The sequence below is a fragment of the Pseudoalteromonas tetraodonis genome, assembly GCF_002310835.1.
GTDB lineage: Bacteria > Pseudomonadota > Gammaproteobacteria > Enterobacterales > Alteromonadaceae > Pseudoalteromonas > Pseudoalteromonas tetraodonis.
In genome coordinates, this window is record NZ_CP011041.1 from 101,992 (window position 1) to 128,974 (window position 26,983).

18 protein-coding genes and 1 rRNA gene are annotated in these 26,983 nt (G+C 41.0%); 8 read left to right on the forward strand and 11 right to left on the reverse strand.

Annotated elements, in window-relative coordinates; genetic code table 11:
- Positions 1–14 precede the first annotated feature (14 nt).
- Together PTET_RS00525 and add are read left to right on the forward strand one after the other, a co-directional pair.
- A complete protein-coding gene (locus PTET_RS00525; RefSeq protein WP_096038073.1) occupies positions 15–2,705 on the forward strand; it encodes an ATP-binding protein in 2,691 nt (896 codons plus the stop codon).
- Positions 2,706–2,827: 122 nt separating this feature from the next.
- Entirely contained in the window at positions 2,828–3,829 is a 1,002-nt protein-coding gene (add, locus tag PTET_RS00530; RefSeq protein WP_096038074.1) for an adenosine deaminase, read from the forward strand.
- Positions 3,830–3,876: 47 nt separating this feature from the next.
- Here the strand turns inward: add and PTET_RS00535 are convergent, their stop codons facing one another.
- The 5 genes from PTET_RS00535 to PTET_RS00555 all read right to left on the reverse strand — a co-directional run bounded on the left by PTET_RS00535 (position 3,877) and on the right by PTET_RS00555 (position 9,176).
- Positions 3,877–4,290 (reverse strand): CBS domain-containing protein, encoded by a 414-nt coding sequence (locus PTET_RS00535; protein ID WP_013463737.1) that lies wholly within the window; start codon positions 4,288–4,290, stop codon positions 3,877–3,879.
- A gap of 171 nt (positions 4,291–4,461) precedes the next feature.
- Positions 4,462–5,175: an NAD(P)H-flavin reductase gene (gene fre / locus PTET_RS00540; protein WP_096038075.1), complete on the reverse strand. Its 714-nt coding sequence runs from the start codon at positions 5,173–5,175 to the stop codon at positions 4,462–4,464.
- Between the two features lie 86 nt (positions 5,176–5,261).
- Entirely contained in the window at positions 5,262–6,728 is a 1,467-nt protein-coding gene (ubiD, locus tag PTET_RS00545) for a 4-hydroxy-3-polyprenylbenzoate decarboxylase (protein ID WP_013463739.1), read from the reverse strand.
- 71 nt (positions 6,729–6,799) lie between these two features.
- The gene (locus PTET_RS00550) at positions 6,800–8,830 is read right to left on the reverse strand and encodes a methyl-accepting chemotaxis protein (protein WP_036957146.1); all 2,031 of its coding nucleotides are present in this window, start codon (positions 8,828–8,830) and stop codon (positions 6,800–6,802) included.
- 67 nt (positions 8,831–8,897) lie between these two features.
- On the reverse strand, positions 8,898–9,176 hold the full coding sequence (locus tag PTET_RS00555) for an MliC family protein (RefSeq protein WP_013463741.1): 279 nt from the start codon (positions 9,174–9,176) through the stop codon (positions 8,898–8,900).
- Positions 9,177–9,298: 122 nt separating this feature from the next.
- Here PTET_RS00555 and PTET_RS00560 point away from each other — a divergent pair, with 122 nt between their 5' ends.
- Complete coding sequence (locus tag PTET_RS00560) at positions 9,299–10,219, forward strand: DUF808 domain-containing protein (protein WP_036957149.1); 921 nt, start codon at positions 9,299–9,301, stop codon at positions 10,217–10,219.
- 15 nt (positions 10,220–10,234) lie between these two features.
- On the opposite strand, the gene PTET_RS00565 is transcribed toward PTET_RS00560, so the two are convergent.
- The 3 genes from PTET_RS00565 to PTET_RS00575 form a co-directional block, all read right to left on the reverse strand.
- Positions 10,235–11,176 (reverse strand): tetratricopeptide repeat protein, encoded by a 942-nt coding sequence (locus PTET_RS00565; RefSeq protein WP_036957151.1) that lies wholly within the window; start codon positions 11,174–11,176, stop codon positions 10,235–10,237.
- A gap of 86 nt (positions 11,177–11,262) precedes the next feature.
- Positions 11,263–12,666 carry a M20/M25/M40 family metallo-hydrolase gene (locus tag PTET_RS00570; protein WP_096038076.1) on the reverse strand — a complete coding sequence of 468 codons (1,404 nt, stop codon included), beginning with the start codon at positions 12,664–12,666 and terminating at the stop codon, positions 11,263–11,265.
- 157 nt (positions 12,667–12,823) lie between these two features.
- Positions 12,824–14,899, reverse strand: coding sequence for a TonB-dependent siderophore receptor (locus PTET_RS00575; RefSeq protein WP_096038077.1), 2,076 nt, complete (start codon positions 14,897–14,899; stop codon positions 12,824–12,826).
- A 194-nt stretch (positions 14,900–15,093) separates the two neighbouring features.
- Between PTET_RS00575 and dbpA the strand changes: the two genes are divergently transcribed.
- The gene (gene dbpA, locus PTET_RS00580) at positions 15,094–16,482 is read left to right on the forward strand and encodes an ATP-dependent RNA helicase DbpA (protein WP_024601994.1); all 1,389 of its coding nucleotides are present in this window, start codon (positions 15,094–15,096) and stop codon (positions 16,480–16,482) included.
- Positions 16,483–16,491: 9 nt separating this feature from the next.
- Here dbpA and PTET_RS00585 read toward each other — a convergent pair whose 3' ends face one another.
- Entirely contained in the window at positions 16,492–17,073 is a 582-nt protein-coding gene (locus tag PTET_RS00585) for a DNA-J related domain-containing protein (RefSeq protein WP_096038078.1), read from the reverse strand.
- 170 nt (positions 17,074–17,243) lie between these two features.
- Here PTET_RS00585 and PTET_RS00590 point away from each other — a divergent pair, with 170 nt between their 5' ends.
- Positions 17,244–20,066, forward strand: a complete 2,823-nt coding sequence (locus PTET_RS00590) for a tetratricopeptide repeat protein (RefSeq protein ID WP_096038079.1) — start codon at positions 17,244–17,246, stop codon at positions 20,064–20,066.
- Between the two features lie 79 nt (positions 20,067–20,145).
- Here the strand turns inward: PTET_RS00590 and rho are convergent, their stop codons facing one another.
- Both rho and trxA read right to left on the reverse strand, forming a co-directional pair.
- The gene (gene rho / locus PTET_RS00595; protein WP_013463749.1) at positions 20,146–21,405 is read right to left on the reverse strand and encodes a transcription termination factor Rho; all 1,260 of its coding nucleotides are present in this window, start codon (positions 21,403–21,405) and stop codon (positions 20,146–20,148) included.
- Positions 21,406–21,593: 188 nt separating this feature from the next.
- Positions 21,594–21,920, reverse strand: a complete 327-nt coding sequence (gene trxA / locus PTET_RS00600) for a thioredoxin TrxA (protein WP_013463750.1) — start codon at positions 21,918–21,920, stop codon at positions 21,594–21,596.
- A gap of 91 nt (positions 21,921–22,011) precedes the next feature.
- Between trxA and rhlB the strand changes: the two genes are divergently transcribed.
- The 3 genes from rhlB (at position 22,012) to PTET_RS00615 (ending at position 26,890) form a co-directional block, all read left to right on the forward strand.
- The gene (gene rhlB, locus PTET_RS00605) at positions 22,012–23,289 is read left to right on the forward strand and encodes an ATP-dependent RNA helicase RhlB (protein WP_010392673.1); all 1,278 of its coding nucleotides are present in this window, start codon (positions 22,012–22,014) and stop codon (positions 23,287–23,289) included.
- 45 nt (positions 23,290–23,334) lie between these two features.
- The gene (gene gppA / locus PTET_RS00610) at positions 23,335–24,828 is read left to right on the forward strand and encodes a guanosine-5'-triphosphate,3'-diphosphate diphosphatase (RefSeq protein ID WP_096038080.1); all 1,494 of its coding nucleotides are present in this window, start codon (positions 23,335–23,337) and stop codon (positions 24,826–24,828) included.
- 527 nt (positions 24,829–25,355) lie between these two features.
- Positions 25,356–26,890 (forward strand): 16S ribosomal RNA (locus tag PTET_RS00615).
- Positions 26,891–26,983 lie beyond the last annotated feature (93 nt).

Consider the following 26,983-nt stretch of genomic DNA (forward strand, 5'->3'; position numbering starts at 1 on the left):
CAGGAGCGAAGGCTATGAAAAATGTGTTTACACTCTCTTTTAGTCTTGCATGCGCTTATTTTTTTACTGGTTATCTTAGTAATTTATTACTCGCAGTTGACGGTTATGCCGTGGCTTCTTGGCCACCTGCAGGCATTGCACTAGCCAGTTTTTTATTATGGCGCCATCGCGCTTACTTAGGCATTATTGCTGGTTCTTTACTGATTAATTTAATTCATTTAGACCATGTTACTGATATTTTAAACTGGCAAATTTTGTTACATGCAGTGGGCCTCAGCTTCGCTGCTTTTTTGCAAGCATGGCTTGGCGCGCAAATAATTACAAAAGTAATAAAAGCCCCTCTAGACCTTTCATCGTTAAAATTAAGTATTCAAAGCTTAGTAATTGCAGGTCCTGTCTGCTGTGTTATAGGCGCTATTGCTGGCACGAGTTTATTAGTATTTAACCAGATCATCCCTGCTGCGAATGCGCTGGATAATTTTATTACTTGGTGGATAGGTGACAGCATTGGCGTATTAATTTTTACCCCATTGCTATTAGCTGTATTTCACTATTCTGAAATGCGCCATCGACTACAAGTTATTGTTCCTGCATTACTTATTTATGCGATTATTAGTATTAGTTTTTATGGTGCAGCGAGTGTAAAAAAACAAAAAGACACTCAAAAGCAAGAAACGAAAGTGCTTGCGACTCAAAGCGCTATAAATCAAAAGTTAGATGAGATCATTGCGCATCTATCTTTATTAAGTGGTTTTTTAGCAAATAGTGAAGACGTTAGTTTTAGTGAGTTTACGCAGTTTACAGCTAAACAATTAAGCTACAGTGAAGAAATACTTGCTTTTAAATGGGTTCCTGCGATTACTGATGATTCTCGTGCCGAGTATCAATCATGGATTGAGCAAGTTGATAGCGAAAACCCGTTTATCAAACAAAAATCAGCGAATGGGCAATGGCAAAAAGCCCCCTATCGAGAGCTCTATTACCCCGTAAAATATATAAACCCACTTAGGGGAATGAAAGATATTGTTGGGTTTGATTTAGGTTCAAACGAGCAAGTACGCACAGCACTCACTAAATCTAAAGTACTTAATGAATTGGTGATCAGTGAACCGACAGCACTGATACCGAATAACGAAGAATTAAGTGTATTTTTTATGTATCCCGTTTTTGGAAATGTGGTAACAGAAGGCGATTTTAAAGGATTTGTTGTTGCCGTAGTTAGCTTAGCTAAACTTTCTAAGTCGCTGTCGTTTGACTCTAATGAGCGTATTGCGATTAGTTTTTTTGATATTAATAATGCTGAAAAACAGCAGGCACTTTATATTGCAGAGCATCATTCTATGGTGTTACTAAAAAAATATCAGTTGCTAATTGGTCAGCGAATGTGGCGCGTTGAGCTGCATCAACCCGTTTTAAAATCATCGTGGTTCATATACTGGCTAGCGCAAATAGTGGGTATGTTATTTGTGTGGTTGTTGATTATATTTTTGATCTCTGTGACGGCTACCAATATTCGGATTCGCGAACAAGTGGCAAAGCAAACACTCACGCTACGCCAAGAAAAACAAAAGGCCGATGAAGCCAGCGCTATAAAAAGTCAGTTTTTAGCCAACATGAGTCATGAAATACGCACGCCAATAAATGGCATAAAGGGTATGCACTATTTAGCGCTACAACAACAGGATTGGCAGCAAGCAAAAGGCTATATAGAGCAAGCTGATGGTGCTCTAAGTGTATTATTAAGAGTGTTAAACGATGTACTCGATTTTTCTAAAATGGAAGCCGGTAAACTTGAGTTAATGCAAGAGCCTGTGAACCTCAAGCAATTAGCCGAAGACATCGTCGGTTTAATGCAATTTGAGGTGGAGAGTAAATCGCTTTCTTTAAAATTAGAGTATGACAGCGATGCGCATTTAATTCTCAATACCGATCCTATTCGTTTAAAGCAAATTCTGCTTAATTTATTAAATAATGCAGTAAAATTTACCGCAAAGGGCTGTATTACGTTAAAGATTTGGCAATCATCAAAAATGACATATTTTAGTGTTAACGATACCGGGATTGGCATTAGCTCTGCAGCTCAAAAACAGCTTTTTAAACCCTTTTCTCAAGCAGATAGCTCAACGTCACGTCAGTACGGTGGTACTGGTTTAGGTTTGAGTATTTGTAAAAAATTGGTCGAATTGATGGGAGGGGCTATTGATTTAAAAAGCAGTGAGGGGCATGGATCTACGTTTACTTTTAGCTTACCAGTTCATTCATCGCTGCCAAAAGCCAAATACAGTGCTGATGCTTTATCAAAAATTGATGTCAGTAATATTTCTTTAGAAAAATATCAATTACTTATAGTGGAAGACAACCCATTAAACCAACATGTTGTAAGTGCTATTTTAGAAACTAAACACGGTATTGCTGATATCGCAAATGATGGCTTAGAAGCGATTGCGATGCTTAGCGAAAAAAACTACGACCTAGTATTAATGGATATTCAAATGCCTAATATGGATGGTTTACAAGCAACAAAAGTGATTCGTAATGAGTTAGGTTTTTTTGATTTACCTATTATTGGTTTATCCGCCAACGCTCACGAACAAGACGCTCAAAAAGCGATTGCCTCTGGAATGGATAGCTACATGACCAAGCCTATTGAAGCTGATGAGCTATTTAAAACGCTTTGGTATTGTTTATCTCGCTTAGATAAGTAACAGTTATTTTTGTACAAAAGGCAGACATAAGACCTCCAAGCGCCATTTTAAATATTCTACACTTGAAATATTACTGTACCTGCGTATCATTCGCGCAATTTTAATCCAACCGAGTAGCTACTATGATTAATAGAAAAATACCTTTGCTAGATATTCACCGTCACTTAGATGGGAATGTACGCGCGCAAACCATACTAGAACTTGGTCGTCAGTTTAATATAGCTTTACCAGCAGATAATGTTGAAGCACTTATTCCTCATGTTCAAGTTATTGATCCTGAGCCAAACCTAATGGCATTTTTACAAAAGCTTGATTGGGGGGTCACGGTACTGGGTGATTATGATGCTTGTAGACGAATTGCGATAGAAAACATTGAAGATGCACAAGCGCAAGGCCTTGATTACGTAGAACTACGTTTTAGCCCTTACTATATGGCACAAAGCCAAGGTTTACATCCTCAGGGCGTTGTTGAAGCCGTGGTTGATGGTATTAAAAGTGCAACAAAAGATGCTGATATTAAAGCAAACTTAATTGGTATTTTATCTCGTACTTACGGTGTTAAAACCTGTCAACACGAGCTGGATGCTTTACTTGCTTTTAAAAATGATTTGGTCGCGGTTGATTTAGCGGGTGACGAAATTGGTTACCCTGGTGAACTGTTTGTTGATCACTTTAAACAAGTTCGCGATGCATATTTAGCGGTTACTGTGCATGCTGGCGAAGCATTGGGTGCTGCCAGTATTTGGCAGGCATTAAACGGGCTTGGCGCAAGCAGAATAGGGCATGGCGTTAAAGCGATTGAAGACTCAACGCTAATGGATTATTTACGTGATAACCGTATTGGTATTGAATCGTGCTTAACCAGTAATATTCAAACCAGCACAGTGAATGATTTAACTAAGCATCCGCTTAAACAGTTTTTAGATCATGGCATTTTGGCCAGCATTAATACCGATGATCCGGCTGTTGAAGGGATTGAAATTGAGTACGAATACGCAACTGCAGCGCCACAAGCTGGTTTATCGCAAGCTGATATGGAAAAAGCGCAAGCCAATGCACTTGAGATTGCGTATTTAAGTGATGCAGATAAACAGGCACTCAAAACCAAAGTCGCACAGCGTTAATCACCTGTACTATAAAAAAATGCCACTGTTTACAGTGGCATTTTTGTTTATATGTGAGTTTGACAGCTAACGTAATTATCATAAAGTGCTTTTAAAATATCGGCACGGCTGATCATGCCAACTACAACGTCACCATCAACCACGGGATAATTCTTTGGCTTACCAGGTTGCATTTGTTCTGCTAATTCCATGATATTGGTATCACCGCTGACCGTCACAACTTCTGTTTGCATCAACTGCGACACTTTTACCATACCGTCACAAAAATAACTGCTTTGCATTAGGGGTTTGAGTAGCTCTTGCTCAGAGATAAAACCTACTAGCAACTTGTTATCGTCAAATACTGGGGCGCCAAGCAATTTAAATTTTTGTAGTTCTGCAATGGCGGTCGTCATTTCTGTATTAGGGGTGATATGAGGCAACTTGTGTTGCATAAAATCTTTTACTTTTGTATTTAGCATTTAGGTTTCTCCCGCTGAATGTTCTATACAAAGTATGGTTTATAGATTGGGTTTTAGGAAATTGTTTATGTTGATGAGTTTAATAGGTAATAACAATCATCGCAGCGGTAATGGCGGGTAATAAAAACAACGAAGGCACCTTAAGGTGCCTTAAAAATAATCTGCTATCTTTTACTTTATAAAAGCAAATGCATCTGCGTACATGTTTTCGCGAATGGCTCCGTGGCTAATAAAGTCATCGCGCACTATGCCTATCATGTCAAAACGACCTGCCATGTAAATATCATAAGGTTCAAGCGAGATGATATCCTGCATAACCGCTTTATGTACAAAGCCAGTATGGCCAGTCCAGCTGTCAGTAGGATTTTCTACCACAGGAATAAATTCGAAGTGCTTATGACTATCTGCCCAAGCTTTCATTTCGGTGTGTGCATACAGCGCAGACTCTTCTTTAACACCCCAATAAAATAGCACTGGGCGCTGACAATTTATTTCAGCAAGGTGATCGGCCATTGATTTTGCGTAAGAGAAGCCTGTGCCGCCAGCAAGTAAAATAATAGGGCGCTCGCACTGCAAACGTAGTTGAGAAACACCTAAGCCCGCTTCAATAGTCACGGTTTGATTATTATTGTGGGCACTACGAAGGTGCTCTAGCGATTGCATAGCATATGAGTCAGCAACTGAAGCACCAATATGTAATTCTAAAGCATCCGTTTGTGAAGGACGGCTTGCAATTGAAAACGCACGTTTATCTTTTTCACCTAAAACCAATTGTAAATATTGGCCAGCTTCAAATGTGACGGGTTGCTGCGGCTTTAAAATAACTTTATGAACAAATTCTGTTAGTGGACTGATAGAAACAACGTCAGCGTGTAATGTTTGCATGTTTTACCTTAAATTAGCGGATACGCACTTTATTTGAGCAATAGTAGCATATCCGCAGGGTGAGTTTATAGCCTAGACCAAAGTCGTTAAAGAATACCTAGGCTATCCCAAAGTTCATCAACGCGATCTTTAGTGGCTTGATCCATAACAATAGGTTCGCCCCACTCACGGGTTGTTTCGCCAGGCCATTTGTTGGTTGCATCCATGCCCATTTTTGAACCAAGGCCAGAGACAGGCGATGCAAAGTCTAAATAGTCTATTGGCGTGTTTTCAATTAACGTGGTGTCGCGTGCAGGATCCATACGGGTAGTAATAGCCCATATTACATCGTTCCAATCTCGGGCGTTAATGTCATCGTCGCAGACAATAACAAATTTAGTGTACATAAACTGTCGTAGGAATGACCAAACCCCCATCATTACGCGCTTGGCGTGCCCGGGGTATTGTTTTTTCATCGTAACCACGGCCATACGGTACGAGCAGCCCTCTGGCGGTAAATAAAAATCAACGATTTCTGGAAACTGTTTTTGTAAAATTGGCACAAATACTTCGTTTAAAGCCACCCCTAAAATAGCTGGCTCATCAGGCGGACGACCCGTAAAGGTACTGTGATAAATAGGGTCTTTACGATGAGTAATATGAGTGACTGTCATAACGGGAAAGTCATCGACTTCATTATAGTAACCCGTATGGTCGCCATAAGGGCCTTCAGGTGCCATTTCACCTGGCATAATATGCCCTTCAAGCACGATTTCTGCGCTGGCCGGTACTTGTAAATCATTCGAAATAGACTTAACCACTTCCGTTTTACTGCCACGCAATAAACCGGCAAAAGCATATTCGCTTAATGTATCGGGGACCGGAGTAACCGCCCCTAAAATTGTGGCAGGATCAGCCCCTAATGCCACTGATACCGGATACGGCTCACCAGGGTGTTCTTTGCACCACTCTTGAAAATCAAGCGCGCCACCACGATGAGATAACCAACGCATAATAATTTTATTTTTGCCAAGTAACTGCTGGCGATAAATCCCTAAATTTTGACGCTTTTTATAAGGCCCTTTGGTAACGGTTAAACCCCAAGTAATTAAAGGCGCAGCATCACCAGGCCAGCAATGCTGAATAGGAAGCTTGGTTAAATCAACATCGTCACCTTGTAAAATAACTTGTTGGCAAGGCGCTTTTTTTACTTCTTTGGCTGGCATATTAAGGACTTGCTTAAATACCGGAATTTGTCCAAGGGCTTCTTTAATGCCTTTTGGTGGCTCTGGCTCTTTTAAAAATGCCAATAACTTACCAACTTCACGTAATTCACTGACATCTTCTTGGCCCATGCCCATTGCTACACGCTTAGGTGTACCAAATAAGTTAGCTAGAACAGGCATGTCATACCCTTTCGGGTTTTCAAATAATAAAGCGGGGCCTTTAGCACGCAGTGTGCGATCGGCAATTTCGGTCATCTCAAGATACGGGTCGATTTCTTGGCTGATGCGTTTTAATTCGCCTCGTTTTTCAAGTAAATCGATAAAATCGCGTAGATCTTTGTATTTCATTGTGGGCCGTTACTTAGCAAAAAGTTAAAAGTATTATACCCAGTTCATGCAAGCCAAGTCATTACTTGCACTTAAAACTTAAAGCGCTCTACCGCACCTTTTAAAGAGTGTGCAAGTTGGTTAACATCTTCACTTTCGCTTGCTAGGGTCGTCGCATTGTCGGCATTTAAGGTGGCATGATCGGTTACCTTAGCCATTATTTGTTGGATATCAGTGCTGTTTGCAAGTTGTTCATGCGATGCATGGGCAATGTCTTTGCTCATTGCATTGACCGATACTAACGTGCTTTTGATACGCTCAACGGCTGCATTTAGTTCAGTACTGTTTTCAACACAATGTTTGGCTTGTTGTTGACCATCATTTATTTCAGCTTGGGTAGACTGAGTATGTTGTTGTAGTGTGTTGATCATGGTGGTTATTTCGCTAGTGGAGCTTTGTGTTCGTGCTGCGAGCGAACGCACTTCATCGGCCACTACGGCAAATCCTCGACCATGTTCACCGGCTCTTGCTGCTTCAATGGCCGCATTAAGCGCTAGCAAATTGGTTTGCTCTGCAATACTGCTAATCGTATCAACAATAGCGCCAATCAGTTTGGTGTATTGTGCAAGCTCTTCGGTGCTGCTAACTGCTTTATCTAGGCGGCTTAAAAGAGATTCAATACTTTGGCTATTGTTGTTTGCAATGTCATTGACATCATTTGCAAACTGCGAGGCATTCGTTATTTCATTTGAGGTACTCTGCGCTTGTTCGTAAACGGCTTGTGAGCTTTGTAGCATACGTTGCGCTAATGAGGTTGCTTGTGCGCTGCGTTCCAGCTGTTGCTTAGCAACGATGGTCATTTGTTGCCCTTTTTCACTGGTTTGAATGGCTGAATTATCGAGTTCGTAGGCGTCGTTACTGATCCCTTTTATTAGGTGAGTTAAATCATCACAAAGCTTATTGGTATTATGCAGTAGGGTACCAAATTCGTCTTTACTTAGAGGATTACTACGCTGTGAAAAGTCACCTGAGGCTATACGTGCGAGTTCTTTATTCACCTTTTTAAGTGGTTTTAGCATGGCGTTAGTAGTAAACACTGAAATAATAACCAGCAAAACAATTAAAACAAAAGCAATAATAATAGCTAAGCTAGAGCCGGTATTGATTGCTGACTTAGCGCTCTCTTGCAGGGAGTCAAAGCGCGTGTCTGCAAGTTTATTAAGCTCAATTAGCTGATTTTCTATAATGATAAAGGCATGTTGAAAACTTTCAAACCGCTGATCAACCTTGTCTTTGCTATTGAGTACAGTGTTCTGCAATGCATACAGCCCATCAGGATTATTTAATAGGCTGCTTAAATCGTTAAACGCCGCTATTAACTCATTGGCGTTGAGCTTATTTGCAATAGGAGAGGCTTGTTGCTCTAAATAACTAAGATTAGATTGAATATTATCGAGTAAAAAAGAAGTGTCCTGTTGGTGGGCATTGATATCTTCAGAGGTGGTTACTTGCCCAATGCCTTTGACATTATTGTTTAGAGTAAATAATAAATCATCAATTCGAGTCGCTGTGCCAAAAACTGCATTTAAAAGCGATTGCTGGTTGCCCGCTACGTTTATAAGCTCTATATCAAGTAATTGGTTACTCAGATCGCGAAGCTGTTCATTAAAGGTAACTGTCAGTGCTGCGGCGGTACTTTGCGCCTTAAAGCGTTGCTCTTTTGCTGCAAGCATGTCGTTGCTTATAGTGTTTAGTTTAGTGAAGTCATTATGAATAGTAACAAGTAATGTTTGCATACTTTGTTGCTTGGCAACTTGTGCTTTTAGCGTCTCTAATTTATTAAAAAACTGTGTTTGCTCTGCGTGTGCTTGCTTTTTATTTTGCAGTAGTAAATCAAGTTTAGTTTGGCTGTAAGCAATGGCGTTAAATTTAGTAATTGAAAGTAGCGATAAACGCAGGTCTTTACTCGCTTGCTGTACCGGAACCGCTAACGTTTCTATGCGCGAGTTAGTGGTACTGATTTGATGGAGTGACCAGTAAAAAAATATGCAGCTGGTGAGCATTAACAGGCCAATAGCTGAAAAGGCTAAAATTATTTTATGTTTTATAGCGATAGAATGCATAACTTTATCAACAGTATTAAGACTTTTGTTAGTGTAGCAAGTTTTTTAATATGTTGTTAGTTAGTGGTTAATTGCTTGTGCATTGATATTTTTTACCGTTAATTATTAGCATAGCTTGCTCGCCCTTACTCCAAAACAGTACCTTGGTATTAATATATTTGCTACCAGAGGCACTCACCTCATGAGTTAATAAATAATCATGCTTATTAAAGCGGAGCGTCGCCTGTTTGTTGCTAATAATATCTAGCTGTGCAGCGGTGTTATCGCACATGTAGTTTGTTGTAATGGGTTGCTCATTGCATGCAACCAGGGCTATTAAAGCAATAGTAATGGCGTAGTGTTTCATTAGGCTGTGTTTTACTTATTTAGTCGCTTGGTTAATTAAGAGCTTAGCAAAGCTAAATTAACCGTTGGTGAAAATAAGGCTTTACGTTATGTTTAAGCTCTTATTTTTAGCTAGGGAATATCATGGCTGGCACTAACCTCTTAACATTACTTGATGATATAACGACCTTACTTGATGATATTGCGACCATGAGTAAAGTTGCGACTAAAAAAACGGCAGGCGTACTAGGAGATGACTTGGCGCTCAATGCGCAGCAAGTTACAGGGGTCACTGCCGATAGAGAGCTGCCGGTAGTATGGGCGGTGGCAAAAGGGTCGTTTTTAAATAAAGCGATATTAGTCCCTGCTGCGTTATTAATTAGTGTGTGGTTGCCTTGGCTAATTACGCCACTTTTGATGATGGGTGGTTTATTTTTATGTTTTGAAGGCGCTGAAAAAGTATTTGCTCGCTTTTTACCTCACCATGAGGAAACGATAGATGATGATGAAAAGTTAGATTTAGTTGAATATGAAAGGCAAAAAGTAAAAGGTGCTATTCGTACTGACTTTATTCTGTCTGCTGAAATTATTGTAATTACCTTAGGGACTGTGGCTGGGGCTACGTTAATGAATCAAGCACTGGTGCTAAGTGTTATTGCCATCATCATGACAATTGGTGTTTATGGGCTGGTAGCTGGAATTGTAAAACTTGATGATGCAGGATTGTATTTACTTAACCAATCAAAACTCTCTGCGAATAAATTTAAAGAATTACTGGGTAAAGGCCTACTTGCAGCAGCTCCCCGACTTATGCAGTTTTTAGCCTTTGCAGGTACAATCGCCATGTTTTTAGTGGGGGGTGGAATTTTAGTGCATGGTGTTGAGTTACTGCATCATACGCAGATTGATATCACACATTACGCCCAGTCAACTTTAGGTGGGGTAGGTGAGATGCTAGCCCCTTTAGTATTTGATGGCTTACTTGGTGTGGTTGCGGGTTTGGTTATTGTTATTATGCATGTAACCTATACTAAGCTCTTTAAAACCCATAATAGCGCGGCGTAATCGCGCTACTTTACATTATTCACATTGTGCACTTTTACATAATTGCTCAAGCTCGTGTTTAGCTTTGCTATTACCTTGAGCAATGGCTTTTTTGTACCAATAAATAGCTTGTGGGGCGTTTTTCTCTGTGCCTTGCCCGTCGCGATACATTTGCGCCAGATTTAGTTGCCCCCATTGAGAACCTGTTTGCGCTGCAAGAGCAAAGCTTTCTAGCGCCTCATCGTATTGCTCATCTTTGTGGTACATAATTCCTTGTTGATTATTTTTATCGAGCTTTACTCCTTTATATAAAGGTTTTGGCTGTGGCGGAAACATCACAAACCCCCCATATAAACTATTTGCATAGGGGCGCAGCACGTCGAATATAATGTCATCCTTGTATAAGCGTTTTATTTCATTACGAGGTAGGGTGATGGTTTTAGACGAAAAGTAATCTCTTTGCACTAATAAACTTGCACGCATTGCTGTGGTTATAGCACTGCTGCGCTTATAGCTGTAATTACTCACCTGAAACGTTATAAATTGCTGATCAAAGCTCAGCACTTGCGCTACTTTTAAATTAGTCAGTGTCCACGGTTCATGAGTGAATTTATCGGCCTTTACTAAATAGGTATCGTAGGCTTTGGGGTTGGTTAAATAACTTTGTTTTAGCGCCTCAGCATTAAGGTGTTTTTGGTAAAAAAATAACAATACCCACAGCAATAAAACTAACCCAATACAGTATTTGGGTAGGCTTAGCTTTTCGAACAGGGGTAACTTTTTAATGCTTGTAGGCTCACAATGTCCACATTGATAGCACTCGCGTTTATAGCTCAACTTTATCGGAAATATAGGAAGAATAGTAAAGCGCAAAAAGCGGCTTTGGTTAACTAAGTGATAGCTGTTACTTTTGCAATTAGGGCAACACTGTACTTGTGTAAAATGAGGAAAAGACTGACTGGTATTGAAAAGCAGCATGAAAATACGCTCCCTGTTTTAATTCTCTTTAAGTTAAAACAATGAGCGTATTAGTTAAAGCAGCAAACTGTAAGTAATTATGTCAGTTACTCTTTAGTGCGTGCTTTTGGCTTAATGGTCGTTTTAGCGTCGGCGGCCATTAACGCAAATACAGCATAAGCAGCGGTGTTTTGACGAAGTTTAGCGGGGGTTACTTTATCAAGGGTGTCATCCGCTGTATGGTGGTAATCAAAGTAGTCAGTACCATCTTGTGCCAGTTCAAAAATAGGCGCAGAAACTGCATTTTTAAATGGGATGAGATCGGGGCCGCCTTTAGCTTCATTTTGGCCAATGTATTCAATATTTAATGGCGCAAGCTCTTTGGCAATCGCGCGCACTACTGGCAGTGAAGCTGCGTTTACATTTGATTCAAAGCCATAAACTACATCAGCACCAAAGTCAGACTCTGCAGCAGCCACAATGTTATTAAGCTCATTTTTATGCTTTGCAAAATACGCTTTTGCGCCCCAAAGGCCGAGTTCTTCAGCTGCAAAAAGCACAACGCGAATACTGCGCTTAGGACGTTTTACATCACTAATATGCTTTGCTGCTGCCATGGTTAAGGCAACGCCAGCGCCATCATCCAGAGCGCCAGTACCTAAATCCCACGAATCTAAGTGTCCACCAATAAGTACATATTGCTCAGGGTTTTCAGTACCATTAAATTGGCCAATGACGTTATAACCAGTGCCCTCGCCTAGGTTTTCGGTTTGTACATTAATATTAACCGACACGTCTTTGTTTAATGCGACTAATCGTGCTATTTGGTCAGCATCAGGATTGGCAATAGTCACGTTAGGTATTTTAATTACCCCTTCTTTATAATAGCTACCGCCGGTATGTGCAAAGCGATGGTGGCCAGTGCTAACTGAGCGCATCATATAGGCAACGGCGCCTTTTTTAGCTGCTTCAATTGCTCCGGTAGCACGGGCTTTTACCGCGGGGCCATAACCATTGCCGTCAATATCACGGTTCATACGGTAATTAATATAAGCAATTTTACCTTTTAAGCTATTCGCCGGTGCAGCTTTTAATTCGTCAAGGGTTTCGAATAAGACGACAGGTGCACTGATCCCCTCTTTGGGTGTACTAATGCTGTTACCCAGTGCTGTTAAATGCAGAGGTTGCTCGCTTGGAGTGAGTATTTTTCCGCTTTCGCTATAGCGACGCCATTCAGGGAAGGTTGCTTCTTCTAACCAGACTTTATCAAAGCCCAATTCATCAAACTTTGCTTTTGCCCAAGCAACGGCTTTCTTATCGTTTTCGGTGCCTGGTAGGCGCGGGCCTATTTCAGTGGTGAGTGATTCTAGTAATTGATAGCTTAAATCACTTTTAAGGGCGGTGGTGCGCACCTCATCTACTTGTTGTAGCTGTTTTGTAGTGAATTCACTGTTGTTGGCGCTTACCGTCATGCTGGTGGTAAATAGGAGTGCTGTGAGCAATTGTTTCATATTCAGAGAGCCTTTGTAATGATTAACACCATTAAAGCATGTAACAAACAGGATAAAAAATAGATGAGATGAGTAGGCTATTCAGTGGGTTCAAAAGTCAGTTCAAAAAAAAGCCCACCTCAAATTGAGGTGGGCTATGGGTTTTTAAAGTTTGTATTTAAAAGCTAAATTGCGCTGCTAAACGCACGTTTGTGCCTTCACCTACCGTCACGTTATTTAATCCACCACCGGCTAGGTAGTTTTTATCGAATAAGTTTTCAATGTTTAAACGCAGGTTAATATCTGTATTACTTACCTTAAGTGCGTATGTTGCGCCAACATCAACACGGGTATATCCCTGTTTTGTTACTGTATTGGCATTATCGGCAAAACGTTCACCTTCATAAAAAGCGCCGGCATTAAAAGCAATGGCGTCGTTGAGTTCATAACGGGTCCAAAGTGAGGCTGACCACTTTGGCGCATCGGTTGGGCGCTTACCTTCTAATTCTTCATCTCGTTCATAGTTAGCATCTAAATACATGGTTGATGCCATAACAAATAAACGATCGGTAGCAGCACCTTGTGCAGAAAGTTCAAAGCCTTTATGGCGTTGTTCACCTGCTTGCGTGGTTATACTGGTTATATCACCAATAGGGTTAATCAGATTTTCGCTCACTAAGGTGCCTGTTTTACTAATATCAAATAGGGCGCCGCTAAGCATTAATCGATCATCAAACAGTTGCCATTTAACCCCAACTTCTCGTTGCTCAGAGGTAATGGCATCGAGTTTCATGCCATTATTAACATCATTTTCATTTTCTAATGTTTCGTTTTGCGGCTCAAATCCTTCCGAGTAACTTGCGTATACGGTTGCTGATGCATTTGGATGGTAAAGTACGCCGACCTTAGGTACGAACGATTCGTTATTGCTGTTTTCTTTACTTTGTTTATCGTAACGACCACCCAGTGATAGTTGCCATTTAGGCGAGAACGAAATCAAATCTTGAATATAAATCCCGTAGTAATCGTAGGCAGATGAGCTAATAGTATCATCTGATTTGTAACTTATATTAGGGCGATTAGGCTCATTTTGACCGGCAGAAAAATTAATTGCATCAGCAGATGTGCGTAATTGGCCGTAGTAATAATCCAGTGAATTAGCGCCTATTAATAATTGATGATGCACACCCACGGTTTCAAATTCGCCAATAAAGTCGATAAAAGCAGTTTTAAATTGCCAATCATCAAAGCGATCGTAAGGGCGTGACTGATAACTATCGCCTTCGATAAAGTCACTTGGCTTACGTGGTGCTGACTCAAAACGCTGGCGCTCAAATGTTTGTTCATTGTAGCCAAGTTTTACTTGCCAGTTATCGGCTAAAAATACATTAAAATCAATGCCCATGTTTTCAACGGTGATGTCGGTAAAGGCCCAAGACATGTCACGAATTGTTTTATCGTTACCAATGATATTAGCATCATTATCGATCCAAGCCCCCGTATCCAGACCTGCTTCGTCATCGGTACGGTCATAGTGAACACGTACTAAGGCATTATCGCTAATATCGTAATCAACCACTAATGCACCTAAAAAACGATCGCGTTCGCGGTTATCACCGTTTTGATACTCACGCCAATATTCAACATCTTGTTTTACTAATACGCCACGGGCACGTAAATCTTCAGCTTCAGTCAATGCGCCGCCAGCATCAAGCATAAAGCGAGTTGAGCCATGTTGATCGACATCGGCACTGGCATTAAATAACGTTTGTGCGGTTGGCTTTTTGGTCACCATATTTACTAAGCCGCCAGGGCCCGATTGGCCGTACAAAATACTCGATGGTCCTTTAATTACTTCAACTTGCTCTAAAATTTCAATGGGTTGTTGATAGTGCGACCAATGCTGGTGGCCATCACGCAGGTAGCCGGTTGATGAACTTAACTCAAAACCACGTAAGTTAAATACTTCACGATTACGTTGCTTAGATCCTGGCGTTAAACTCGCATCGTTACTTAGTACTTCACCTAAGGTGGTTGCTAGTTGCTCATTTACAATTGTATCTGTAATAACAGTGACTGATTGTGCGGTATCGAGTAATGAGGTTGAGGTTCTCATTGCCCCACTGGCATTATCTACTTTGTAGTCGTTGAAGTAACTGCCTTTTACTTCAATGCGCTCTATATTTGCGGTGTTAGCGAATACATTTGCAGAGGTACTGGCTAAAAGTGCGATAAAAAGTGGGTTAAGTTTCATTAGTAGCTTCCGGCTTAGAGTTATTAGAATAGTAAAACGTCGCAGATCTTAATGAAAATAACTATCATTTGCAATATCTTTATTTGCACTTTTTATCGTGCGTTGTTAATGGTTGCTAATTGTTAAATCTGCTATTATTAGCCGCATATTTATTGAGACTTTTCTCAAGTTATTTTTTTGCTATGGAATTTACTGTGACTGCAACTGCTTTTTCATCGTTGGCCTTACCTTCTGGGTTAGTTGATAATTTATCAACACTCGGCTACACCCAAATGACTCCTGTACAGGCACAAAGCCTGCCTCCTGTTTTAAGTGGTAAAGATATTATTGCCCAAGCTAAAACAGGCTCAGGTAAAACAGCGGCATTTAGTCTAGGCGTTTTAGCCAAGCTGAATGTTAAACGCTTTCGTATTCAGTCGTTAGTGCTGTGCCCAACCCGTGAGCTTGCAGAGCAGGTAGCGGTTGAAATGCGCAAATTAGCACGCGGTATTCATAATATTAAAATTTTAACTTTGTGTGGCGGGGTATCAATTGGTCCTCAAATTGGCTCACTTGAACATGGTGCGCATATTATTGTAGGTACACCAGGGCGAGTTGACGACCATATTCGTAAAGGTACATTGCGCTTAGATGATGTTGAAACGCTGGTACTTGATGAAGCTGACCAAATGCTTGATATGGGTTTTCAAGACACCCTCGATGCCATAATTGAGTGTATTCCAACAAATCGTCAAACATTGTTATTTAGCGCGACTTTTCCAAAATCAATAGAAGCCATTGCAAAGCGTGTTCTGAGCAACCCTGAAATGATTAAAGTAGAAGAGCAGCAAGAAAAAAGCACTATCAAGCAATACTTCTATAAAATGGATAATAATAAGCAACGTTATCCAACCCTTAAATTACTATTACTTAAATTTACCCCACAAAGTTGTGTGGTGTTTTGTAATACCAAGGTAGAAACACAGCAAGTATGTGATGATTTAGCCGATGAAGGCTTCAGCGCCGTTGCATTGCATGGCGATTTAGAGCAGCGTGACCGTGAGCGTACACTGATTCATTTTGCCAATAAGAGTGCGTCTATTTTAGTGGCAACCGATGTAGCAGCACGCGGCTTAGATATTGATGATATGGACATGGTAATTAACTATCACTTAGCGCATGATCCACAAACGCATGTTCACCGTGTAGGGCGTACCGGGCGAGCGGGCAAAAAAGGCATTGCGTGTTCTATTTACGGTGATGCTGAGCAATTTAAAGTAGCGCAAATTGGTGACCACTATGAGCGTGATTTTACCCCTGAGCCAATGCCATCTTATAACCTATTAGATAAGCCTCCATACAAACCTGAAATGGTGACATTGATGATAGATGCAGGCAAAAAGCAAAAAGTGCGCGCGGGTGATATCTTAGGGGCATTAACAGGTAAAGATGGTATAGCAGGGCGCCAAGTGGGTAAAATTAATGTACTTGATAACGTGGCTTTTGTCGCGGTAGAGCGTAACTCATCTAAACCCGCGTTACGTAAATTAACCGAAGGCAATATTAAAGGGCGTAAAATCCGTGCTCGTCGCCTGACGCGCTAGTTTTACGTTTTAAGATGAGCAGCTCGCCTTGAGTTGCTCATATTCCATTTTTAATTGTTTAAACACTTCATTATCACCCCCTTGTTTGTCTGGATGATGCTGAACGGCTAGTTGTCGCCAACGCTTTTGTAATGTTTTTAAGGTAATTGGTTGTACTAATTGCCAGCGAGCGATTAATTGCTGATGTTGCTGAGCACTTAAAGGCGCTTCATGTTGTTTAGGCTTACTGAAACGTTGCCAAAAGCTATCTAATAATGCGTTAATTTCTGCTGTTGATGTTTCAAAGTTTTGCCAGTTTAAGTAGTAGTCACGCAGCGGATCGTTTGGGTGAAGTTGGTTTTGGCGAGGGTCGCTTACCAGCTCAATATGTAAACTTTTAATCAGTAGCTGCTGTTTTGGCATAACTTGCTGCTGTAACTGAAAAAGTGCATTCATAATTAAAAAATTACGTTTAAATAAATCACGCCCAGGATCAGCTGCTAAGGTATCAAGTAACCCACGTTCTTTTAGTTCCGATGCTAAAGTATGAACCATCCACACTTTATTATTGATTAATAGTTCAAAAATCTCATCTATCAGTGGGTTAAGCATTGTTTACAATCTATTAATTGGTGTATCTTGAACAAATTATCATACACCTAAGTAACATTAAACCCCAAGGAGTGGGCGTGAATGCCTGTTTTATATTGGTCTAAATTAGATGTTTACATATTGTTTGGGTGTCATTTTATTATGGCTAGCAAGGATTAAAGGATATTTTTATGCTGACTCGGTTAAAGCGCATCTGCTTTATTGGTCTTTTGGTTGTACTGAGTGGTGCATCAAACGACGCTTTATCCAATGAGCAGACAAGTTTGCTTGAGCAGTTCGATCTTGAGCAAACATGGACTAAAAAGCACCGCCTTGCAACAGACATATTAGCTAACCCTGATCTTCCAAATTTACAACGCGTGACCATTTACAGTGACTTAGCGGAGCTGGCGTTTACACAGAGTGATTTAGCTAATGCACTAAAGTATTTTAAATTACTAGAGGCGAATAGCACCCTCAAAGAACAGCCAAAACTTTATTTTCGTGCAATTAAAATGCAAGGCGTGGTGCTTTATTATCAAGGGTTAGTGCAACAAGCGGTCGTTGATTATAATCGCGCGTTAAACATTGCCATTACCCTTAAAAGCCCGATTAAACAGGCTAACTTACTCAGTAATATTGGGCTCGCTTACTTTGATATGTATAACATGGAGCTAGCCCTCGACTATTATCAGCAAGCCAAAGTCATTTATGAAAAAGAGGGGAGCGCACAAGATAAAGCCGATATATTACATAATATTGCCGGTATTTATATTCGTCTCTCTCGGTATGAGTCCGCGCTTGAGATGTATCGTGAGGTTTTAAAAGTTTTTCAAGAGCTTGGTGATGACGATGGGGTTGCACAGGTATACGGTAACATGGGTGTGGCGTACACTGAATCGAGGCAGTACCAGTTAGCGTTGCATTACAACCAATTAGCTTTGCGCTACTATCAAAGTGTTAATAACGCCTTTCAGCTTTCGACTAAGCACACCAATTTAGCCACAATTAATCTTAAATTAAATAAATTTGATGTCGCGTTATATCATGCTAATGCAGGGCAACAGTTTGCACTTGAGGCTGATAATAAGTCGTTACTAGCGGCTGCCTTACACGTGTTATCGACTGTTCAATTTGTGCAAGGCGATACAGAAAATGCCAAAGAAACCTCAGAGCGTTCAATTACGCTTGCCAAAGAGTATAATAATGGCATGCGCATAAAAGACGGTTTGGGGGTTGAAGCGCTTATCCATGCTAGCTTAGGGGATTATGAAAAAGCGTTAAGTTTGCATCAACAGTATGTTGATTATCAGCGCAGTGTTAATACCGAAGAAGCCTCAAAAGCGGTCAGTCAATTTCAAATTCAGTTTGAATCAAATCAGCTAAACCAAGAAATTAAACAATTAAAACAGCAACAATACTTACAAGAATTACAAATAGCTAAACGTTCACAGCTGACGTTCTTATTGGTGATTGTTGCCATATTGATTTTAATTACAGTAATTGCTGTTTATAAACGCCGAACAGAAAAACAAGCGAAGTTAAAGCTGAGTGAGCAAGTTGAACAGCGCACCAAAGAGCTGCAAAGTGTGGCGCAAGAACTGCGTGAAGCTAACGAGGTTAAAGGCCAGTTTTTAGCGAATATAAGCCATGAAATTAGAACGCCATTAACCGCTATTTTGGCGCAAACAGATGATCTTATTAGTGGTCAGTATAAGGCTGAGCAATTACAAGATGAGCTTAGGGTAATACAACGACAAAGTGAGCATTTAAGAAGCCTGATTAATGATGTGCTTGATTTAAGTAAAATCGAAGCAAACAGGCTAGAACTTAACATTAGCTGTTTTGATATGGTGCGATTGATCAACGATGTTCATGCTATGTTTTCTCCACAAACTAAAGCGAAAGGCTTGTCACTGATATTAGAGAGTCAGTTAGGTGATACCTATTTTACGCGGCTAGATTTAACTCGAGTAAAACAAATACTTATTAATTTATGCGCCAATGCCATTAAGTTTACTCATAAGGGGCACGTAACAATTGCTGTTAGCAAAACGGATCAAGGGCTGCTCTTTTGTATTCAAGATACCGGAATTGGTATGAGCTCCTCACAGCTTAAGCTTATTTTTGAATGCTTTAGTCAAGCAGATAACAGCATTAGCCGACGTTTTGGCGGTACCGGTTTGGGCTTGAGTTTGTCGCAGCAGTTAGCAGCGATGATGGGTGGCTATATTAGCGTGCAGAGTGAGTTTAAAAAGGGCAGTGAGTTTTCGTTCTATTTGCCTTGTATACAAGTTGAAGAGCAAGTTTGCCACGATGATATGCAGGCTAAATCGGCTGCAGGGCATAGGTTGTTATCAGGTAAGGTGGTGCTTGCTGAGGATCACAGTGATAACCGCAAACTGATCAGTCGTTATTTACACTCCCTAGGACTTGAAGTGATTGCCGTTGAAAATGGTGAGCAAGCCGTAGAGCAAAGTTTAAAGTTGTATCCGGATTTGGTGCTGTTAGATATTCAAATGCCCGTTATGGATGGTATTTCTGCGTTTGAACTACTCAAACAATGTGGCTATGAGCAGCCTATTTTAGCGTTAACGGCCAATGCCATGAGCCACGAGATTGATCACTACTTATCACTTGGTTTTAGCGATTATTTAGCAAAACCAATAGACAAAGAATCTTTTTACACTGTTTTAGCTAAATACTTAAGCTCAGCAAATGAGGATTCATCGACAGAAAGTAGTCATGTAGATATGAGTGATTTAGTAGCGAGTTTTAAACAAAGCCTGATTACAGAAAGTGAGCTAATTGAACAGCATTTTAAAGTTGGAGATTATAAATCGCTGCAAAAAGATAGCCACCGAGTTTTAGGTGCGGCACAAATGTTTGAGTTTAAAGAAATAGCATTAGTGGCAAAAGCACTAGATGATGAATTACTTCAGTCACAAATTAACACTCAAAAGTTAACAACATTAGTAAATGACTTGCTGGTACTGCTTAAGCAATACGGATAAGCTGATTTACTCTAAAAATAAAAAAGACACCATCTGGTGTCTTTTTTATTTAAAAACGTTTATTTAACCAGCGTTCAGATTACTGACGTTTCATCGAATCAAAAAACTCATCGTTGGTTTTACTCATTGATAGTTTATCGATTAAAAATTCCATGGCATCAATTTCTGACATGTCATGGACTATCTTACGTAAAATCCACAGCTTTTGGAGCTCATCAGGCTTAGTAAGTAATTCTTCACGACGCGTACCAGAACGGTTAAAGTCGATAGCTGGGAATACACGTTTTTCCGCAATTTTACGGTTAAGGTGTAGTTCCATGTTGCCCGTACCCTTAAACTCTTCGTAGATAACTTCATCCATTTTAGAGCCGGTATCAATAAGCGCAGTCGCAATAATTGTTAAGCTACCGCCTTCTTCAACGTTACGTGCAGCACCAAAGAAACGTTTAGGCTTATGTAATGCATTAGCATCTACACCACCGGTCAATACTTTACCTGATGATGGAATAACGGTGTTGTAAGCACGTGCTAAACGTGTGATTGAATCAAGTAAAATCACCACGTCTTTTTTGTGCTCAACTAAGCGCTTTGCTTTTTCAATAACCATTTCAGCAACCTGTACATGGCGAGATGCTGGTTCATCGAATGTTGATGCAATAACTTCACCTTTTACTAGGCGTTGCATCTCAGTCACTTCTTCCGGACGTTCATCAATAAGTAAAACCATTAATGTAACATCAGGGTGGTTATGTGTGATTGATTGCGCAATATTTTGTAGCAACATGGTTTTACCCGCTTTTGGCGGTGCTACTAATAAACCACGTTGGCCGCGGCCAATGGGTGACGCTAAGTCAAGAACTCGTGCGGTAATATCTTCTTTACTGCCGTTACCACGTTCCATACGAAAACGTTCGTTTGCATGTAGTGGTGTCAGGTTTTCAAAAAGGATTTTAGTGCGAGAGTTTTCAGGTTTATCAAAATTAACTTCGTTTACTTTAAGTAAAGCAAAGTAACGCTCACCATCTTTCGGCGGACGAATAAGACCTGAAATAGAGTCGCCAGTACGCATACTAAAACGGCGAATTTGGCTTGGAGATACATAAATATCATCTGGGCCAGCTAAGTAAGAAGCTTCTGATGATCTTAAAAAGCCAAAACCATCTTGCAAAATTTCTAATACACCACCGCCGAAGATATTCTCTCCGCCTTTGGCATGGGATTTAAGAATAGCAAAAATAATGTCTTGCTTTCTTAAGCGGGCTACGTTTTCGAGCCCCATGGACTCAGCTAAGTTTACAAGCTCTTTTATAGACTTGTCTTTTAATTCGCGTAAATGCATATTGGTGGGTTCTTTATTACAGTTGTCATACTCAAAATCGCTTTATTAGATCGTTGAGTGAGGTTTGTTGAATATAACTAAGGATTAGTTGGCTTTATAAACTAGCAGGTCATTACTGCAGCGTCCAGTACTTCTGTAAAATAAATAATAAAAAAAGGGCTGAGCGCCCTTTTTTTATAAATTTACACTTAGATGTTGTTTTCTAAAAACTCAACTAATTGTGTTTTTGATAGTGCGCCTACTTTAGTTGCAGCCACTTGACCATCTTTGAAAAGTAGTAGTGTAGGAATACCACGAATACCAAATTTAGGTGGAGTACCTGCGTTTTGGTCAATGTTTAATTTAGTAATCGTTACACGGCCATCAAATTCCTCAGCAACTTCGCTTAGGATTGGGGCGATCATTTTACACGGTCCGCACCATTCAGCCCAAAAGTCTACTAGTACAGGTTTGTCTGATTGTAATACGTCAGCTTCAAAGCTATCGTCGGTAATTTGGATTATTTTCTCGCTCATTGCGCTCTCCGGTTTAGTTAGGCGAAATATTTAGTGCGTATTTAAACACTCTTGTTTCTTATTGCAAGTTTAAACGTTATGCTTAAACGCTATGACTAAGACACATTTGACCGATAAAAAGTTTTCAGACTTTGCTATTGCACCGGAAGTGGTTGCCGGGTTAACCGAAAGTGGGTTTGAATATTGCACACCCATTCAAGCTAAATGCCTACCGTTTATTTGTGAAGGGCGCGATATTGCGGGCCAAGCACAAACAGGTACAGGCAAAACGTTGGCGTTTTTAACCGCCACATGCCATCGGTTATTACAATCTAGCAAAGCACCTAGTAAACATCCAAGAGCCCTGATCATGGCCCCAACTCGGGAGCTTGCGATTCAGATACACAAAGATGCAAAAATTTTAGCGCCGCACTGTAATCTTAACTTAGGTTTAGTATATGGTGGCGAAGATTACGAAAAACAACGTGCACAACTAGAAAAAGGCGTTGATATTTTAATTGGTACTACAGGTCGCCTAATAGATCTGTACAAGCAAGGCTGTTACACCCTTAATGAAATTGAGGTAGTCGTGCTAGATGAAGCCGATCGTATGTTCGATTTAGGCTTTATTAAAGATATCCGTTATATGTTCCGTCGTATGCCCGATACATCAGAGCGTTTAAACTTATTATTCTCTGCCACACTGTCGTATCGTGTACAAGAGCTTGCATTTGAACACATGACAAACCCAGAGCATGTGCAAATAGAACCCGATGTAAAAACGGGTAAACGTATTCAAGAAGAGCTATTTCATCCTTCACAAGAAGATAAAATTAAGCTGTTGTTAACCTTGATTGAAGAAGAATGGCCTGAGAAAGCCATTGTTTTTGCAAATACCAAACACAGCTGTGAAACTGTGTATGCATGGTTAAAAGCAGATGGACATCGAGTGGGTATGCTCACCGGTGATGTAAACCAAAAGAAACGTCAATCAATACTCGCGCAATTTAGTAAAGGCGAGCTAGACTTTTTAGTGGCTACCGATGTTGCTGCGCGTGGTTTACATATTCCAGAAGTAAGTCATGTATTTAACTTTGACTTACCTGATGATTGCGAAGATTACGTTCACCGTATTGGTCGTACAGCTCGTGCAGGCGCTTCGGGTCATGCAATTAGCTTTGCGTGTGAGCAGTATGCTTATAACCTTCATGAAATTGAAGAGTACATCGAGCACAGCATCCCTTTATCGCATTACGATAAAAGTGCATTGCTAGATGATTTGACCAAGCCGACTATTCACAGAAAACGTAATTTTTCTACCGGTCCACGTAATCGTAGTAATAACAACGGACGTCGCCCAAATAATGGTTACCAAAAAGGACGGTCTTAACCGACAGTTAGTTTGATAGTATTCGTAACTAGAGGTTTTTGAACGGTGGGGCAACTTAAACCGCAAAAAAATGTATATGCAGTCATTGATTTGGGCTCAAATAGCTTTCATATGCTTATTGCCAAATCAGTGGCGGGTGGCTTGCAAACAATAGGTCGCGTCAAACGCAAAGTAAGACTCGCCGCTGGGCTTGATGATAATAATCTATTGAGCTTAGAGGCTATGCAACGAGGCTGGGAGTGTTTGGCCTTATTTGCGGAACGTTTGCAAGATATTCCCAAGAAAAACATCACCATTGTTGCCACTGCAACACTTCGTTTAGCAACCAACGCCGACGACTTTAAATTACGTGCTGAAAAAATATTAGGCCATAAAGTTAATGTTATTAGTGGTGAGCTAGAAGCGCGAACTATTTACAAAGGAGTTGCGCACACTTCTTCATGTGCGGGCAAACAGCTAGTTATTGATATTGGTGGTGCGAGTACTGAAGTGGTGATTGGCCAAGGCTTTGAAGCACGTCACTATAAAAGTCTTAATATAGGGTGTGTTACTTACCTTGAACGCTACTTTAAAGATTGCCAGTTAAATGAAGCAAACTTTAATACTGCCATTGAAGCCGCGCGTACTGTTATTGATGAAATAGCACCTGAGTATAAAACGGCTGGTTGGCAACTTGCCTCTGGTGCGTCAGGGACCGTACAAGCTATTCAAGAAATAATGGTGGCACAAAATTTAAATGAAATGCTCACCCTTGAAAAGCTATACACCATTAAACAACAATCTATTGCTTATGAGACTATAGCTGAACTCGACTTGCCAGGGTTAAGTGAAGAGCGACGTTTAGTGTTTGTATCTGGGCTGGCTATCTTAATTGCACTGTTTGAGTCACTAGAAATAGAACAAATGGGATTGGCGGGTGGCGCACTTCGTGAAGGTGTTTTATATAGCATGCTACCGGAACTGCATAATAACGACATTCGTAAACGTACTATTGATGGTTTTATGAATCGTTATCATGTGGATCAAAAGCAAGCATCGCGAGTATCCGGCTTAGCTTTACAATTAGCTAGCGAGGTTAATCACTATTGGCCGATAGAAGCATTAAGTGGATTACCGCTTTTAAATGCGGTGGCGCAACTTCATGAGATTGGTTTATTAATAGAGTACAAGCAATACCACAAACATACCGCTTACATTTTAGAAAATACCGATATGCCAGGTTTTTCGCAATCAGAACACAAAGTGATCGTTGCGATTGCCAACAGCCATCGTTCAGACCTTCAAAAAGGATGTTTAGATCATTTAGGTGCGCACAGTAACGTTGCAACGTATATCGTTCGACTATTACGTGTTGCCGTTATTTTATCTATGCGCCGCCAAGATGATGTCTTGCCTAACTTTAAGATAACAGCTGAAAATGAAGAGTTAGCTATTCAATTTGAAAACGATTGGTTAAAAAAACACCCATTAATGGCAAGTGAGCTAAATCAAGAGATTAAGTATCAGAAAAAATGTGGTTGGAAACTTAAAGTAAACTAGTTAAACCGCTCTTTACCACAGTTTTTAGTGGTTAAAATGAGCGTTTAGTTGTAATTTTGTTCGAACAGTCATTTATTTCAAGTTTTCTTCAAAAAAGGGTTGATCTGTTTTCGGATCTCCCTATAATGCGACCCCACTGAGACGGCAGAGCGCAACGCATAGCGAGGCACGAGCTACTCAGTGAGTCGAGTAAAACTTAGTTTCGAAAACTTTCAAGTTTAACAAAATTAAGTGTTGACAAAAAAATAGGAAAGCGTAATATGCGCAGCCCTAGCGAGATAAAGTTAAGCGCTTTAATCGCAACGTTCTTTAACAATATAAAGCAATCATCTGTGTGGGCACTCGTACAGATTGAGTTCTAACAGCCAAGCTACTTAGGTAGTGAGGCAAGCAAATTTAGAGTCTCAATTGAACTGAGTGACCAACAGAATAGTTACTTAGGTAATTATTCAGCACAGTCAATTCAATATCGAAAGATATTAAATAAATTCAGAATTCATTGAGCTGTCGAAAGACAAAAAACTTTTTAATTGAAGAGTTTGATCATGGCTCAGATTGAACGCTGGCGGCAGGCCTAACACATGCAAGTCGAGCGGTAACATTTCTAGCTTGCTAGAAGATGACGAGCGGCGGACGGGTGAGTAATGCTTGGGAACATGCCTTGAGGTGGGGGACAACAGTTGGAAACGACTGCTAATACCGCATAATGTCTACGGACCAAAGGGGGCTTCGGCTCTCGCCTTTAGATTGGCCCAAGTGGGATTAGCTAGTTGGTGAGGTAATGGCTCACCAAGGCGACGATCCCTAGAGTGGTTTGAGAGGATGATCAGCCACACTGGGACTGAGACACGGCCCAGACTCCTACGGGAGGCAGCAGTGGGGAATATTGCACAATGGGCGCAAGCCTGATGCAGCCATGCCGCGTGTGTGAAGAAGGCCTTCGGGTTGTAAAGCACTTTCAGTCAGGAGGAAAGGTTAGTAGTTAATACCTGCTAGCTGTGACGTTACTGACAGAAGAAGCACCGGCTAACTCCGTGCCAGCAGCCGCGGTAATACGGAGGGTGCGAGCGTTAATCGGAATTACTGGGCGTAAAGCGTACGCAGGCGGTTTGTTAAGCGAGATGTGAAAGCCCCGGGCTCAACCTGGGAACTGCATTTCGAACTGGCAAACTAGAGTGTGATAGAGGGTGGTAGAATTTCAGGTGTAGCGGTGAAATGCGTAGAGATCTGAAGGAATACCGATGGCGAAGGCAGCCACCTGGGTCAACACTGACGCTCATGTACGAAAGCGTGGGGAGCAAACAGGATTAGATACCCTGGTAGTCCACGCCGTAAACGATGTCTACTAGAAGCTCGGAACCTCGGTTCTGTTTTTCAAAGCTAACGCATTAAGTAGACCGCCTGGGGAGTACGGCCGCAAGGTTAAAACTCAAATGAATTGACGGGGGCCCGCACAAGCGGTGGAGCATGTGGTTTAATTCGATGCAACGCGAAGAACCTTACCTACACTTGACATACAGAGAACTTACCAGAGATGGTTTGGTGCCTTCGGGAACTCTGATACAGGTGCTGCATGGCTGTCGTCAGCTCGTGTTGTGAGATGTTGGGTTAAGTCCCGCAACGAGCGCAACCCCTATCCTTAGTTGCTAGCAGGTAATGCTGAGAACTCTAAGGAGACTGCCGGTGATAAACCGGAGGAAGGTGGGGACGACGTCAAGTCATCATGGCCCTTACGTGTAGGGCTACACACGTGCTACAATGGCGCATACAGAGTGCTGCGAACTCGCGAGAGTAAGCGAATCACTTAAAGTGCGTCGTAGTCCGGATTGGAGTCTGCAACTCGACTCCATGAAGTCGGAATCGCTAGTAATCGCGTATCAGAATGACGCGGTGAATACGTTCCCGGGCCTTGTACACACCGCCCGTCACACCATGGGAGTGGGTTGCTCCAGAAGTAGATAGTCTAACCCTCGGGAGGACGTTTACCACGGAGTGATTCATGACTGGGGTGAAGTCGTAACAAGGTAGCCCTAGGGGAACCTGGGGCTGGATCACCTCCTTATACGATTTAGAACTTATTTGTTCGTAGTGTCCACACAGATGATTGTTAGTTAGCTAAGCCACTGGCTTAACTAATTAATATGCTCTTTAAAAA